This is a genomic window from Vreelandella sp. GE22 (assembly GCF_968212445.1).
On the sequence record NZ_OZ309110.1, the window covers coordinates 1,568,808 to 1,581,884 of the forward strand.

The following is a 13,077-nucleotide window of genomic DNA, read 5'->3' on the forward strand; positions in this document are numbered from 1 at the left end:
AGGGTGAGCATAAAAAACGCCCCGTCCTCGTAAAAGGAGCGGGGCGTTCGGTCATCGGCTCAGGGCGGCAAAAATTGACCGCCCTGCGATGGTGCGAGCATCGGCGATGGGGTGGTTGCCAAAAGCGGCTTAAGCTTCCTGGGCAACCGGAATCACGTTCGAGGCAATCTTCTGATACTCCTCGATTTCGTGGAAGTTCATGTAACGATAGATCTCGCCGGCCATGGCGTCAAATTCGGCCATGTAGCGCTGATACTCTTCAACGCTTGGCAGGCGGCTTTCGACGGCGGCCACCGCCGCCAGCTCCGCCGAGGCCAGGTACACGTTGGCACCATCGCCCAGGCGGTTCGGGAAGTTACGTGTAGACGTAGACACCACGGTGCTTTTCGCTTCGACGCGGGCCTGGTTACCCATACACAGTGAACATCCCGGCATTTCCATGCGGGCACCCGCGCGACCGTAGATGCCGTAATAGCCTTCTTCGGTCAACTGGTGCTGGTCCATCTTGGTCGGTGGCGCCAGCCACAGGCGCGTTTTCAGGCTACCCGCAGGCTGTTTTTCGAGCAGTTTACCCGCCGCGCGGAAATGACCGATGTTGGTCATGCACGAGCCGATAAACACCTCGTCGATTTTTTCACCGGCGACATCGGAAAGAAGCCGCGCGTCGTCCGGGTCGTTGGGCGCGCAGAGAACCGGCTCCTTGATCTCGTCCAGGTCGATTTCGATGACTTCGGCGTACTCGGCGTCCTGGTCGGCGCGCATCAGGCTCGGGTTGGCAAGCCAGGCTTCCATGCCTTCGATACGCCGGCTGATGGTACGCTCGTCGCCGTAGCCGTTGGCCATCATCCATTTCAAAAGGGTGATGTTGGACTTCAGGTACTCGGTCACGCTCTCTTCGGATAGCGTGATGGTACAGCCCGCTGCACTACGCTCGGCGGAGGCGTCGGAAAGCTCGAACGCCTGCTCGACGGTCAAATCCTCGAGGCCTTCGATTTCGAGTACGCGGCCGGAAAACGCATTCTTCTTGCCGGACTTGGCCACGGTCAGAAGACCCTGTTTGATGCCGTAAAGCGGAATGGCATGGACCAGGTCCCGAAGTGTGACACCTGGCTGGCGCTTGCCTTTAAAGCGCACCAGCACGGATTCCGGCATATCCAGCGGCATGACGCCGGTGGCGGCGGCAAACGCCACCAAACCCGAGCCCGCGGGGAAGGAGATGCCCATCGGGAAGCGGGTGTGGGAGTCACCGCCGGTGCCGACCGTGTCCGGCAGCAACATGCGGTTGAGCCAGCTGTGAATGATGCCGTCGCCCGGGCGTAGTGAAACGCCGCCCCGGTTCATGATGAAATCGGGCAGGGTGTGGTGCGTGTCGACGTCCACGGGCTTGGGGTAGGCCGAGGTGTGACAAAACGACTGCATGACCAGATCGGCCTGGAAGCCCAGACACGCCAGATCCTTGAGCTCGTCGCGGGTCATCGGGCCGGTGGTGTCCTGGGAGCCCACGGTGGTCATCTTCGGCTCGCAGTACATGCCAGGACGCACGCCGGGCAGATCGCAGGCCTTGCCGACCATCTTCTGGGCAAGCGTAAAGCCTTTGCCAGTATCCTTGGGCTGCTCGGAGAGGCGGAAAACATCGGAGGCTTCAAGGCCCAGCGATTCCCGCGCCTTGCCGGTCAGGCCGCGCCCTATGATCAGCGGAATACGGCCACCGGCGCGCACTTCGTCGAGAATCAGCTGAGTCTTGAGCTCGAACGTCGTGAGCACCTCATCGGTGCCGTGCTTGCAGACCTTGCCTTCATACGGGTAGACGTCGATGACGTCGCCCATCTGGAGCTTGTCGACGTCCATCTCGACGGGCAGCGCACCGGAGTCTTCCATGGTGTTGAAGAAGATTGGGGCGATCTTGCCGCCAAAGCAGAACCCGCCGGCACGCTTGTTCGGGACATAAGGGATGTCGTCGCCGAAGAACCATAACACCGAGTTGGTGGCGGACTTGCGCGAGGAGCCGGTACCGACCACATCACCCACGTAGGCCACTGGGTAGCCTATGTCCTTGATCTCGTTGATCTGGTCGAGCGGCCCGCGCGAGCCCGGGATTTCTGGATGAATACCGTCACGCTCGTTTTTGAGCATGGCGTTGGCGTGCAGCGGAATGTCCGGGCGTGACCAGGCATCCGGCGCCGGGGAGAGGTCGTCGGTGTTGGTTTCGCCGGGCACCTTGAACACGGTCAAGGTAATTTTTTCTTCAAGGGCAGGCTTGGAGAGGAACCACTCCGCCTCGGCCCAGGACGCGATGACATCCTTGGCGACGGCGTTGCCGTTTTTGGCGCGCTCTTCGACGTCGTGAAAGGCGTCGAACATCAAAATGGTGTGCTTGAGCTGCTCGCCGGCCTCTTTCGCTAGCTCGTCGTTGTCGAGAAGCTCGACCAGCGAGACGATGTTATAGCCACCTTGCATCGTGCCCAGAAGCTTGACGGCGTGAATCTTATCGACCAGCGGGGAGCTTGCCTCGCCCTTGGCGATCGCGGTCAAAAAGCCGGCCTTGACGTAGGCGGCTTCGTCGACGCCGGGCGGAATGCGGTGGGTGAGAAGCTCGAGTACGTTCTCCTCTTCACCGGCCGGCGGGTTTTTCAAAAGCTCGATTAAAGCCGCGGTCTGCTCGGCGTTCAGGGGCTTGGGTGGTACGCCATCGGCGGCGCGTTCCTCGACATGTTGGCGGTAAGCTTCAAGCACGTTGGGCCCTCTCATCTTCTTAATGGTGCCGGTCGCATACCCACACGGTATCGAGTATGCGCCATGACACGTGACATACGCTTGACAAACAGCGTCTGGTGGATAGCGTGGATTCTACGGGAAACTGTCGACAATGTTAAGACGAGGGCTGGACCTTTGCGTTCGATGCCCCTACTCAATGTGACAAACGTTCGTTTAAACTGAGCGAGGCGAAGAGGAGGCTTGCAAGGTCTCGCAAAAAAAGCCGTTTGCAATCACCCTGCCATAGACCATTAAATAACAGGGGTGTTATGGGCTTAAGTATCAAAAGCCCACACGCCGGGGTTGAACGCTCGAATACGCGGCCCCGCGCCTCACGATGAGGGCGTAAAAACGCGTGTTATAGTGCCTTAAGGGTCAGTGAGCCCAGTATAACGGGAGCAGCGCCAGGTTTTGGCGTGTCATTAATGAATAAAGGCGCTTGGTAACCGTATATGTCGATAGAGTTAGCCGTATTGAATCCTGCAGATCACTCCCTTGGCGCGGAGGATCTGCTTCCCCCCAGTCTCAACGCGTTTTTGGCCTGTCAAACGCCGGATGCTTGGCTTGGCTGGGCGCTGGCCAACCCGCAAACGCTTTTGATCGACCACGCGCAGTGTGAAAAAAAGGCCGCCTCCACGGCCATGAACCTGCTTTACCGCTACGTCGACCAGCCGCTGCTGCTTAGCAAGATGTCGCAGCTGGCCCGCGAAGAGCTTCTGCATTTCGAGCAGGTAGTCGCTTTGATGGAGCGCCGCGGCGTGGCTTATACGCACCTGAGCGCCTCGCGCTACGCCGAGGGGCTGAGAAAACACCTGCGCAGCAACGACCCCGAGCGGCTGATCGACATCCTGATCATCGGCGCGCTGATCGAGGCGCGCAGCTGTGAACGCTTCGCTCGCTTGATTCCCTACCTCGATGAAGAGCTCGCTCGGTTTTATCGTACGCTCGTGAAGTCGGAAGGGCGCCATTTCGAGGACTACCTGCTGCTGGCCCGACAGCAAACTTCTGATGCGATCGACGACCGCATCGCCTTTTTTGTAGCGTGTGAAGCCGAGTTGATTACTTCACCCGATACAGCGTTTCGTTTTCATAGCGGTGTGCCGGCCTGAGTCGAGCACCCGTCCAGGTAGGATGTGTCTCATGCGCGATGCCAAGCAGATCGACAAGCTAACCCTTTTTGGCCACTTCTCCCTTACCCTCGAAGAGGTCGTGCTGACGCATTTCAGCTACGACAAAGTCAAAGCCCTGCTGGTTTATCTGTTGTTGCATCGTCAGCCGGTCAATCGTGCCGCCCTTGCCGAGCTACTATGGCCGGACCAGGGACTCTCGTCCGGGCGCACCAACCTGCGCCACGCTCTGCACTGCCTGCGCCAGTCGCTTGGGGGGAGCGCCGACACGGTCCTCAATGTCTCCCGCCAAACCATCGCCTTCAACCTGCCCGCGCATTGGCAAGTGGATCTTCACGAATTACAGGCGCTAATCGAAGGCCCACAGAACCTGGAAACCCTGGAGGCGGTGCTTGCCTGCTACCAGGGTGATCTGGTCGAAGAACTCCAACTGACCAACTGTAGCGAATTTCAGCGCTGGCTAGTGCAGGTACGCAACGAGTGGCGCCAGCGGGTCATCCGCTTTGCCGAACAGGTGCTCAACGCCCAAAAGGAAGTGCCCGACACGGTCATTGAGGAGCTGGTCAGCAGCTTTTCGGGCTATGGGCCGTTTCACGAGCGGCTGGTGCGCCAGTTGGCGGAAAAGAACCAGATGGCCGCCGCCCATGAACAGTACCAGAGCTACCTGCAGCTTTTAGCGCTCTCGGGCCAGCAGCCCGAGCCCAGTTTTTTGCAGCTGGCAAGTCACTGGTCCGATGGTCAGCACGACACGCCGGTGGTGACCCCGCAAGGTGCCTACTCCCGGGCGCTGGCGGCGGACAGCAAGCCACTGCGTGAGGATGAAATCGAGCTTCGCCAGCTTTCGGTCATGGCGATCCGGCTGACCCTGAAAGGCGATTGGCAGGAGCGGGGCACCATGCGTCACTGCCTGAACCTGCAGTTGGAGCTTTTGCGTTGGCTGGAGCAGCAGTGCCACCACCTGGGCGGTTTTTGGCTGCCCGGCGCCACCGGCGGGTTGGGGCTTGCGTGTTTCGGAACCCATGGGCCTGCCCATCAGCTGGCCGAGTTGGTCGCGCTGTATGAGCACTGTCGCAAGGCGTTGCCCCAGGAGATTTCCCGGCGCTGGAGCATCGATAAAGAGCCGCCGGTTTTCGAGCTCACCGCGGGGCTCAATAGCGGGCAGGTGGTTTATTTGCCCGAGCGCCAACTGGCGGACCCGCTTGGCCAGGTAACGCAACTTTCGCTGGAGCTCATGGGCGCTGCCGAAGGGAGCGAGCTTGTGATCTCCCAGCAGGCGAGCCAGCACATGCCGCCGGCGCTCGACCTGCAGCCACGCCTCTCGTCGCGGCTGGTGGCAAGCGATGGCCGAGTGCGCCTGCGCGCGCTGGTGCTGGGCCAGAACGAAGGGGGGCGCGATGCCATGCCGCCCAGTTTGATCGGTCGCGAAACCGCGCTGCGCACGCTGCGCGACGCCCAAGCTCGGGCGGGGATCGGGCTGAGACAAAGCGTACTGGTACGCGGCGGTACCGGGATGGGCAAGTCTGCCCTGATGGTCGGCTTTCGTCAGCTCGAACTAAGCCGCGACACGGCGGTGTGCTGGCTGCCCACCACGCGACTTTCGGTGCTCGAGCCCTACGGTGTGGCCCGCCAGTTGCTTGCCTGGCACGACCAGCAGCCGCCTACGCTCGAGTCGCTGCACGCGCTCCAACAGGCGCTTTCGTTTACCGAGCTTGGTAGCGAACGCCAAGAACTGCTCGAACAGGCGCTGGGGGTGCGCGAGATCGAAGACACCGCTCAGCTCACCCAAAACGGCGAAGCCGTGGAGCTGGTCGCCAGGCTCTTGCACTGCCTGATCGAGCGCGAGGCGCAGCGGCGCACGCTGCTTTTGATGATCGACGACCTGCAGTGGCTGGACGAGCCGTCTTTCAAGGTGCTTAGCGGGCTGCAGGCGCGGCTGGCCATCAACACCGCCTTCATGCTGGTGGCAAGCCACCACGGGCGTGAACCGCTGCCGGTCAAGCTGCACTGGGATCAGCAGATCATGCTCGGCAAGCTCGATGCGGGCCAGGCCGGGCGACTTTTGGCCCAGCTGGCTAAACGCTATCAGATTCAGCTAAGCCCGCGACTTCGCAACCAGATCGTCGAGCGCTGCGACGGCGTACCCCTTTACCTGCAGGAGATCTGCCGGCGTCTGGATATGGACCGTCGTGAAGGGCGCAGCGTACAGTTCAACGAGCTGCCCAAGGGCTTGCTTGGGCTGTTGGCCAGTCGGATCGACCAGCTGGAGCGTGACCGCGAGATCGCCCACGTGGCGGCGGTACTGGGGCGGCGGTTCCAGGTCGACATGCTCGTCGAGAGTAGTCAGGTCGACAAGGGGCGCCTGCTCAAGGCGCTCGAGCACATGCGTCAGCTCGAGATCATCGAACCGGTCGAATCCTCCGGCGTCGAGGCGGACTATCAGTTCAGCCACCAACTGCTACACGAAGCGGCGTACCTTTCTTGCCCGAAAGACGTACGCACCGCGCTTCACCAGCAGGTCGTGACGCTGATCGAAGAACGCTTCCCGATGTGGATCAGCCGCCGGCCCGGCGACTTTGCCACGCATCTGCGCCGCAGCGGTCACTACGCCCGCGCCGCCCGCTACTTCGAGCTTGCCGCCCGGGAGGCGCTCAAGGTCAGCGCCAACCGCACCGCGCTGCAGATGGCTGATTTCGGGCTTGGCTGTTTGAAGCATGTCGAGGATCGCGCCGAGCGCGAGGTGAGTCTTCTGACCGTCAAGGGCCAGGCCGCCTTCGCCCTGGAAGGGCACGGCTCGCCTACCGCCCACGAGTGCTTCGTAAGCGCCCGGGAGCTTTTGCGCACCAACGGCGACGACACCCCGGAAGACCCGGAAGACCTCGAGCAGATCTTTTTGGTGAAGTGGGGGCTTTGGCTGAGCCGCAGCCAACGCTACGCCCACGCCGATGCCTTTGCGCTGGCCGCGACGCTTTCCGATATCGCCAGGCGCCTCGAGGACCCGCGCTACGCACGACTTGCCGACTCCGCCGGGGCCCAGTGTGAGTACTGGGCCGGGCGCATTGCTCAGGCGTTCGATCATCTAAACGAAATCGATCCGCTCAATGCCTCGATGATGATCGAGTGGCTGCCGTTCTCGGACCACCCCCAGGTGAGCGCGGCGAGTTTTCAGGGCTGGGCGCTTTGTTTGCGCGGCGACTACCAGCGCGCCGAGCGCCATATCGCCGCGGCGATTCGCCTGGCGGAAAAAATCGGCCACCCGGGCACGCTTGCCATGGCGCTGATGTTCGCCACCGCGCTTTACCGCCAGCTGGGTCACATACACCTGGCGGCCCGCCACGCCGAGCGCGCCGCGGCGATGACCGCAACGCCAGACCTACAGCTTTGGCAGATATCCGCTCAGGGCGTGTTGGGTTGGCAACAGGCGCTAAGCGGCGACCCGGCGGGGCTTGTGAAACTCAAGGAAAGTCTGGATCAGATGGCCGAGCTCAACGGGCGCGACCGCTTTCAGCGGCCAGTGCTCTGGTACGCGGATGCGTGTATCGAGCTTGGTGAACTAGGCGCCGCCGAAGAGTACCTGGATCAGTGCTTGGTAATTGCCAAGGAGCGGCGCACGCTGTTTCTTCCTGAAATCGCCACTCAGCTGGCGCGGGTTCGCCACCTGCAAGGACGCCCATTGAGCGAGGTAAGGCCGCTGGCGGAGCTTGCTATCGACCATGCCCGCGAGCAGGGTAACCGCCATCACGAACTGGCCGCGCTCGAGTTTTGGCTAACGCATATTGCGCCGGAGGATAAAAAGACCCGGGAGCTCTTCCGCGAGCGGCTTTCAAACGTGAGCCATAGTGACGCCCCGATACTGGTGCGCTGGGTGAATCTATTGGAGCGGCGTTTACCGCAACCCGCCGGCATAGAAAGCTAGCGCCGGCCTGGCCTCAGGTGCTCGCCTCGAGCCATGAAAGCGTGGCGAGCGCTTCGTCGCGGTGACTGCCACATACGTCGCTGTCGAAGACGAACCGCGCGCAAACGTTGGGCCTGCGGGGGTCCTGGAACAGTTTGCACAGGTTGTCGTCATCCAACTGCACGCAGCGCTCGCCCGCGGGTTTACCCTTGGGCATGCCGGGGATGGGCGAGCTAATGGAGGGCGCGATACAGCACGCCCCGCACCCGGCACGGCAGCCGCCGTTGGCCTTGTCGGCCTGCTTGGCAATCAGTGACGCCATCGCTCAAACGTCCTCGGCGGCCGTGGCGCCCTTGTTGAATCCTTCGAAGGCGTGAACCCGGGTGGGCACGCCGGTCTCCCGGGCGATCTCGGCGGCGAGCCAGCGGGCGATGTTCTCGACCGTGGTGGGGTAGGGCAGCAGTGCACAGCGGCTCATCGGCAAGGTGATGCTGAACGCGCCTTCATCGGCCACGTAACGGCATTCGAGGGTTTTATCATCCTGCCAGGCGATATCGGCGCGCTCGAGCAGGTAGCGCTGGTCGAGCCACGCCGCCCACTGTCGCTCGAGTTCATGCTGGCGTTCGCCGTGCTGAAATATCGCAAGTCTTGAACGGTGGCCGTGAGCGATGCGCTGGCAGTTGCCGTCGTGGCGCTTGAGGCCGTGGCTATAGCCGTAGGCCGCCCCATCGATCACTTCATTGGTCAGCGTGAGGGCAACCCGGGCGACGTTTTCCGGGCAGCTTTGGGTAAGCGCCTGGCTTAGCGATTCGGTCAGCGCGTCAAGGGCTACTTCCTCGGTCTCGATCAACGTAAACGCGCTTGCCGGGCCGCGCACCTCAAACGGGTAGGGCGTGGTGGCGCGAACACAAAGGCCTTCCTCGCAGCGGCTAACGCTAACCCCCGGCGCTTTGGTCGGCACCAGCAGGGTGTGGTCGACGCCTGAGTCCAGCGTCTTTTTGATGAAGGGTTTGACCTTACCGAAATCGAACAGCATGCCGTCTTCGCCAAGCTCACCGTCCAACACCGCATCCACCTGCCAGCTGCAGCCGGTCAGGCCTTTTTCGGGGCACCATACCGATACATCGATATGGCTTAATTGATCGACAAAGAGCGCCATTATTCGAACCCTGCGATTTTGTGAGTCTGAAGCGAAAGCCGCCACTGGGGGTTCGCCATGCAGTAGGCGGTGGTGGCTTGAATCCGCGCCTGGTTGTCAAGCGAGCCCCCCTGGTCCATCGGCTGTAAGAAAAAGTGCGTAAAGCCGAGTGACTCGAAGCGCTCCGGCGCCGCCTCCGGCTGGGGGTACACAAGCTTTAGCTCGTCGCCGGTCAGGGCTTTCAGGGCGTTGCCCGCTTTGGGGCTGACGCACAGCCAGTCGATGCCCTCGGGCACGCTGACGGTGCCGTTGGTCTCCACGCCGATTTCGAAGCCGTTCGCTTTCACCGCCTCGATCAATGCCGGGTCGAGCTGCAAAAGCGGCTCGCCGCCGGTAAAGACCACGTAGGGCACGGCGTTTTTTCCAGCCTCGGGCCACCGCCTGGCGATATGCGCAGCAAGCGCCTCGGCGTCATCGAAGCGCCCACCGCCGTTGCCATCGGTGCCGATAAAATCGGTATCGCAGAAGGTACAGCGCGCGCTTGCCCGGTCCACTTCCCGCCCGGACCACAAGTTGCAGCCGGTAAAACGGCAAAAGACACTGGCGCGGCCGGCCTGAGCGCCTTCGCCCTGCAGGGTGTAGAACGCCTCTTTAACGTGATACATCGCTTTCTCCCACCGTGGTGTCACCGCTTGCGCTTTCATAGCGAAGCGGGTCGGTCACCCCGTTGGCTTCAAACGCTGCCAAACGCTCGCGGCAGCTGCCGCACTTGCCACAGGCAAGCTCGCGGCCTTCGTAACACGTCCAGCTGTCGCGATAGTCGAGGTTCATGGCCAGGCCTTCGCGCAGAATCTCGGCCTTGCTGACGCTCAGGTAAGGTGCGTTCACCTCGATCGGCTCGAAATTGGCGATGGCGGCGACGTGGCGCATGGCATCGACGAATTCCGGGCGGCAGTCGGGGTAGAGCACGTGATCGCCGCCGTGGGCGCCGTAATCCACGCGCGCCGCGCCGATGTTCACCGCCTTGGCAATGGCAAGCGAAAGAAGAATCATATTGCGGTTGGGCACTACGGTGGCCTGCAGATTCTCCTCGGCGTAGTCGGCGTCGGGCATGGTTTGGCTTGAATCCGTCAACGCGGAGTTATCGATCAGCCCATGGATGGCGCGTATATCCACCACCTGGTGGGGAACGCCGAGCTTTTCGCACACCAGGCGGGCGGTGTCGAGCTCGCGGCGGTGGCGCTGGCCGTAATCAAAGGAAAGCGCATGCACCTTTAGCCCCTCTTTAAGAGCGCGGTGCAGTACGGTAAAGGAGTCCATGCCGCCGGAGTAGATCACGACGGTGGCGGGGGAGTGTGTACAGGAATCGACAGACATGCTAATACTCGCTGGCCGGAGAATTTATTGAGTGCCTTGAAGGCTAGAGTCCGGGGTCCGGTCCGGAACGCTGCGCAGTTTACGCATTGGCCAGCCACTTGGCTAGCCGCGGGTCTGATTAACGGGTCTGGTGAAAAGGCAGTCGCGTAAAAAGCGGGCCTGTGGGTCCGCGTAATTGGGCATGTTAAGCTCATTGTTCAAGCTTTAGAGATGCACCCATGGCAACCATAGAACATAGTGAGATTGTCCACGCCGCACCCGAGCGGGTGTTCGAGCTGCTTAAACGCGTGGAAGATTTTGCCGACTACTCCGATATGATCCACTCGATCGATACCCTGGGCGACAACCGCTACCGCTGGCACGTTCGCGCGGTGGGCATGGATTGGGCCTTCGACGTGGAGGTGACCGAAATCGACGCGCCTCGAACGCTTGCCTGGGAGTCCCTGGACGGGGTGAAAAACCAGGGCCGCTACCAGCTCGAAGCGGTGGACGAGGGCACGCGCGTCTCGCTCACGCTCACCTACGATATCCGCAACCGCCTGATGGAGAAAGCCGTCAATCGGGCGGCCAGGCCCATGGTGGGGAAGGTCAGCCGGCAGATTCTCGAGCGCGTCGAAGCGCGACTCAATGGCTAGACGCTGGCACCTTTCCTGGCGCTGGGTGACGCTTTTTGCGCTGCTCATGATGGTGGGTTACGTGTGGCTCTGGTACTCGCCGGATTTAGCCGAATTCAAGCGCTGGGCCGCCGGGATGTCCCATCACCCGGCGGTCATTGTCAGCGTCGTTGCGGCCATGGCGGTCACCCTCGCCATTGGCCTTCCCGGCAGTATCGGCCTTTGGCTGATCGCGCCGTTTTATACGCCGTGGATGGCCACCCCCATGCTGACACTGGGGAGCGTGATAGGGGCGCTGGGCGCCTACCAGCTGGCCGCGCGGTTTCATGAGCGCATCAAACCCGGCGGGCTCACCGAAAAAGTGATGCATACCCTCGAGCAGCGAAGCGACATGCTCACCCAGTGCGCGCTTCGTATACTGCCAGGCTTTCCACACTCGGTGATCAATTACGCCGCGGGCCTCAACCGGCTGCCGCTGGGCCCTTATCTTTTGGCGGCAACGCTTGGGCTTTCGGTCAAATGGGGCGTTTACAGCAGCGCCATATACGGCGCCCTCGAAGCGATCGAGGAGGAGAACGCGTTGCAGTTCGATGTACTGCTGCCGCTCGTAGCGCTGGCGCTTTTGCTCTTGATCGGGGCGTGGTACAGGCGCCGCGTGGAAGCGGCGCGCAGGCAGGGGTAAGGCGAATCAGGCGGGCTGGTGCATGGCGGCGTCGAGATGGCCCACTACTTCCGCCCAGTCAGCGTCGTCTGCAATCGCCTCGCGCAAAAACGCCGCCTGACCTTCGTTCCAGCAGGGCGCTTCGGCAATTGGCATGGTGTCGGGCAGCGGGCCGTTTTGTTCGATAAACGCCTCGATCGAGGCGCTATCCGAGTCGAGTCCGAGCTGCTCGAAAAGATCGCTGAATTCGTGTACGGGCTGTTCCATGATGTTGCTCTCCTTGGGTGGTCGTCGATTGGCCGCTTTTATCGAAGCCGGCGGCAGCGGCTTGTAACTGAATCTAGCAAACCTTGTTCATCAAGCCACGTTCATGAACGTCTTTTCATCAACATGGCCCGAATACCCGGCGATGCCATAGTGCTTGGCGATGCCATAGTGCCTAGCGCTCGCCCACCAGTGGGGTCAAAAAGCGTTGGCGGCGGTCCTCTTCCGGCAGTGGCTGGGCTAGCAGGTGCACCAGCTTGGTCAGTGCTGCTTCCGGCGTCATGTCCGCCCCGCTGAGTACGCCGGCCTCGCTTAAACCCGACCCTGCCGCGTAGGTGCCAAAGCGCACGCTGCCCTGGGGGCACACGCTGGTGGCAGCGATTAGCTTGCCCTCGCCGCAGGCCTTTGCCAGCACCTCCAAAAGCGCCGGGTCGCCGGGCAAGTTGCCCGCTCCCCAAAGTTGCAAAAGAGCGCCCTTGACGCGCGTATCGCCCAAAAGTGCTTCCAACTGCCAGGCGCTAATACCCGGCCACAGTGCCAGGCGGATCACTTCCCCCTGGGCCTGGCCTGCATAGCCTGGCAGTTCGAAGCGGGGCGCGCCGCGCTGGGTCGCACCGAGACCGCGCCCCGGGTAGACGATGAAATCGCTGTCCACGCGCTCGCCCAGAAGCGGGTAGCACGGGCTCACAAAGGCACCCGGCGCCTCGCTGTGCTGCTTGACGGCGCGCACCCCCCGCAAAAGCTTACCGGCGAAGTAGATCGCGACCTCTTTGAGCGTATCGCTTGCCCCAAAGCGCAGCGCGCCGTAAAGGTTGTCCAACGCGTCGCTGCCTGACGCTTCGAGGGGCTGCATGGCACCGGTAAGCACCACCGGCCGGTCAAGTCCCTGTAGCTGGTAGGCAAGGCTTGCCGCGCTGAAGCTTAGCGTATCGGTGCCGTGCAGCACCACGAATCCTTTGTAAGTGCCGAAGCGCTCGCTGATCAGCGTCGCCAGCTGCTGCCAAGTGAGCGGGGTGGCCGCGCTCGAGTCGATCAAGGTGGCCAGGCTAAGCACGTCGAAAGGCGGCAGCGCGCTCTGCTTTGAAACCGGAAGCGTCTCGAAGGCGCGGTGCATGCGCTGCTCGAAGGCCCCGCCCGGGGCGAGACCTTCGGCGCCGCGCTCCATGCCGATGGTACCGCCGGTATAGATGACCAGCAGCCGCTCGCCGTGTTCGGCGCTGTTACGCAGTTGCGGGGCCGCATTCATAAAA

11 protein-coding genes are annotated in these 13,077 nt (G+C 62.0%); 4 read left to right on the plus strand and 7 right to left on the minus strand.

The window, feature by feature from the left end; genetic code table 11:
* Positions 1-129: 129 nt before the first annotated feature.
* Positions 130-2,733, minus strand: coding sequence for a bifunctional aconitate hydratase 2/2-methylisocitrate dehydratase (gene acnB / locus ACWHRL_RS07445; protein ID WP_447895859.1), 2,604 nt, complete (start codon positions 2,731-2,733; stop codon positions 130-132).
* 473 nt (positions 2,734-3,206) lie between these two features.
* Here acnB and miaE point away from each other — a divergent pair, with 473 nt between their 5' ends.
* Together miaE and ACWHRL_RS07455 are read left to right on the plus strand one after the other, a co-directional pair.
* Positions 3,207-3,863, plus strand: a complete 657-nt coding sequence (gene miaE, locus ACWHRL_RS07450; RefSeq protein WP_447528601.1) for a tRNA isopentenyl-2-thiomethyl-A-37 hydroxylase MiaE — start codon at positions 3,207-3,209, stop codon at positions 3,861-3,863.
* Between the two features lie 31 nt (positions 3,864-3,894).
* Entirely contained in the window at positions 3,895-7,794 is a 3,900-nt protein-coding gene (locus ACWHRL_RS07455; RefSeq protein WP_447895860.1) for an AAA family ATPase, read from the plus strand.
* 13 nt (positions 7,795-7,807) lie between these two features.
* Here the strand turns inward: ACWHRL_RS07455 and ACWHRL_RS07460 are convergent, their stop codons facing one another.
* Genes ACWHRL_RS07460 through queC form a run of 4 tightly spaced genes read right to left on the minus strand, consistent with a single transcriptional unit; the run spans position 7,808 to position 10,288 of the window.
* Positions 7,808-8,095, minus strand: coding sequence for a YkgJ family cysteine cluster protein (locus ACWHRL_RS07460; RefSeq protein ID WP_447528603.1), 288 nt, complete (start codon positions 8,093-8,095; stop codon positions 7,808-7,810).
* A gap of 3 nt (positions 8,096-8,098) precedes the next feature.
* Positions 8,099-8,932, minus strand: coding sequence for a 6-carboxytetrahydropterin synthase (locus ACWHRL_RS07465; protein WP_447895861.1), 834 nt, complete (start codon positions 8,930-8,932; stop codon positions 8,099-8,101).
* A complete protein-coding gene (gene queE, locus ACWHRL_RS07470; RefSeq protein ID WP_447528605.1) occupies positions 8,932-9,576 on the minus strand; it encodes a 7-carboxy-7-deazaguanine synthase in 645 nt (214 codons plus the stop codon). The genes ACWHRL_RS07465 and queE overlap by 1 nt, the downstream gene beginning before the upstream one ends.
* A complete protein-coding gene (gene queC, locus ACWHRL_RS07475) occupies positions 9,563-10,288 on the minus strand; it encodes a 7-cyano-7-deazaguanine synthase QueC (RefSeq protein WP_447895862.1) in 726 nt (241 codons plus the stop codon). Before queC ends, queE begins: the two co-directional genes overlap by 14 nt.
* Before the next feature lie 218 nt (positions 10,289-10,506).
* Here queC and ACWHRL_RS07480 point away from each other — a divergent pair, with 218 nt between their 5' ends.
* Both ACWHRL_RS07480 and ACWHRL_RS07485 read left to right on the plus strand, forming a co-directional pair.
* Positions 10,507-10,923, plus strand: coding sequence for an SRPBCC family protein (locus ACWHRL_RS07480; protein ID WP_447528607.1), 417 nt, complete (start codon positions 10,507-10,509; stop codon positions 10,921-10,923).
* Complete coding sequence (locus ACWHRL_RS07485) at positions 10,916-11,584, plus strand: TVP38/TMEM64 family protein (protein ID WP_447528608.1); 669 nt, start codon at positions 10,916-10,918, stop codon at positions 11,582-11,584. Before ACWHRL_RS07480 ends, ACWHRL_RS07485 begins: the two co-directional genes overlap by 8 nt.
* Positions 11,585-11,590: 6 nt before the next feature.
* Here ACWHRL_RS07485 and ACWHRL_RS07490 read toward each other — a convergent pair whose 3' ends face one another.
* Together ACWHRL_RS07490 and ACWHRL_RS07495 are read right to left on the minus strand one after the other, a co-directional pair.
* A complete protein-coding gene (locus ACWHRL_RS07490) occupies positions 11,591-11,830 on the minus strand; it encodes a DUF2789 domain-containing protein (protein ID WP_447895863.1) in 240 nt (79 codons plus the stop codon).
* Between the two features lie 172 nt (positions 11,831-12,002).
* Complete coding sequence (locus ACWHRL_RS07495) at positions 12,003-13,073, minus strand: asparaginase (protein WP_447895864.1); 1,071 nt, start codon at positions 13,071-13,073, stop codon at positions 12,003-12,005.
* Between the last annotated feature and the right edge of the window lie 4 nt (positions 13,074-13,077).

Coding starts and splice junctions, on each gene's coding strand:
- miaE (WP_447528601.1), top strand. CDS start 3,207: ATGTCGATAGAGTTAGCCGTATTGAATCCTGCAGATCACTCCCTTGGC.
- ACWHRL_RS07455 (WP_447895860.1), top strand. CDS start 3,895: ATGCGCGATGCCAAGCAGATCGACAAGCTAACCCTTTTTGGCCACTTC.
- ACWHRL_RS07460 (WP_447528603.1), bottom strand. CDS start 8,095: ATGGCGTCACTGATTGCCAAGCAGGCCGACAAGGCCAACGGCGGCTGC.
- ACWHRL_RS07465 (WP_447895861.1), bottom strand. CDS start 8,932: ATGGCGCTCTTTGTCGATCAATTAAGCCATATCGATGTATCGGTATGG.
- queE (WP_447528605.1), bottom strand. CDS start 9,576: ATGTATCACGTTAAAGAGGCGTTCTACACCCTGCAGGGCGAAGGCGCT.
- queC (WP_447895862.1), bottom strand. CDS start 10,288: ATGTCTGTCGATTCCTGTACACACTCCCCCGCCACCGTCGTGATCTAC.
- ACWHRL_RS07480 (WP_447528607.1), top strand. CDS start 10,507: ATGGCAACCATAGAACATAGTGAGATTGTCCACGCCGCACCCGAGCGG.
- ACWHRL_RS07485 (WP_447528608.1), top strand. CDS start 10,916: ATGGCTAGACGCTGGCACCTTTCCTGGCGCTGGGTGACGCTTTTTGCG.
- ACWHRL_RS07490 (WP_447895863.1), bottom strand. CDS start 11,830: ATGGAACAGCCCGTACACGAATTCAGCGATCTTTTCGAGCAGCTCGGA.
- ACWHRL_RS07495 (WP_447895864.1), bottom strand. CDS start 13,073: ATGAATGCGGCCCCGCAACTGCGTAACAGCGCCGAACACGGCGAGCGG.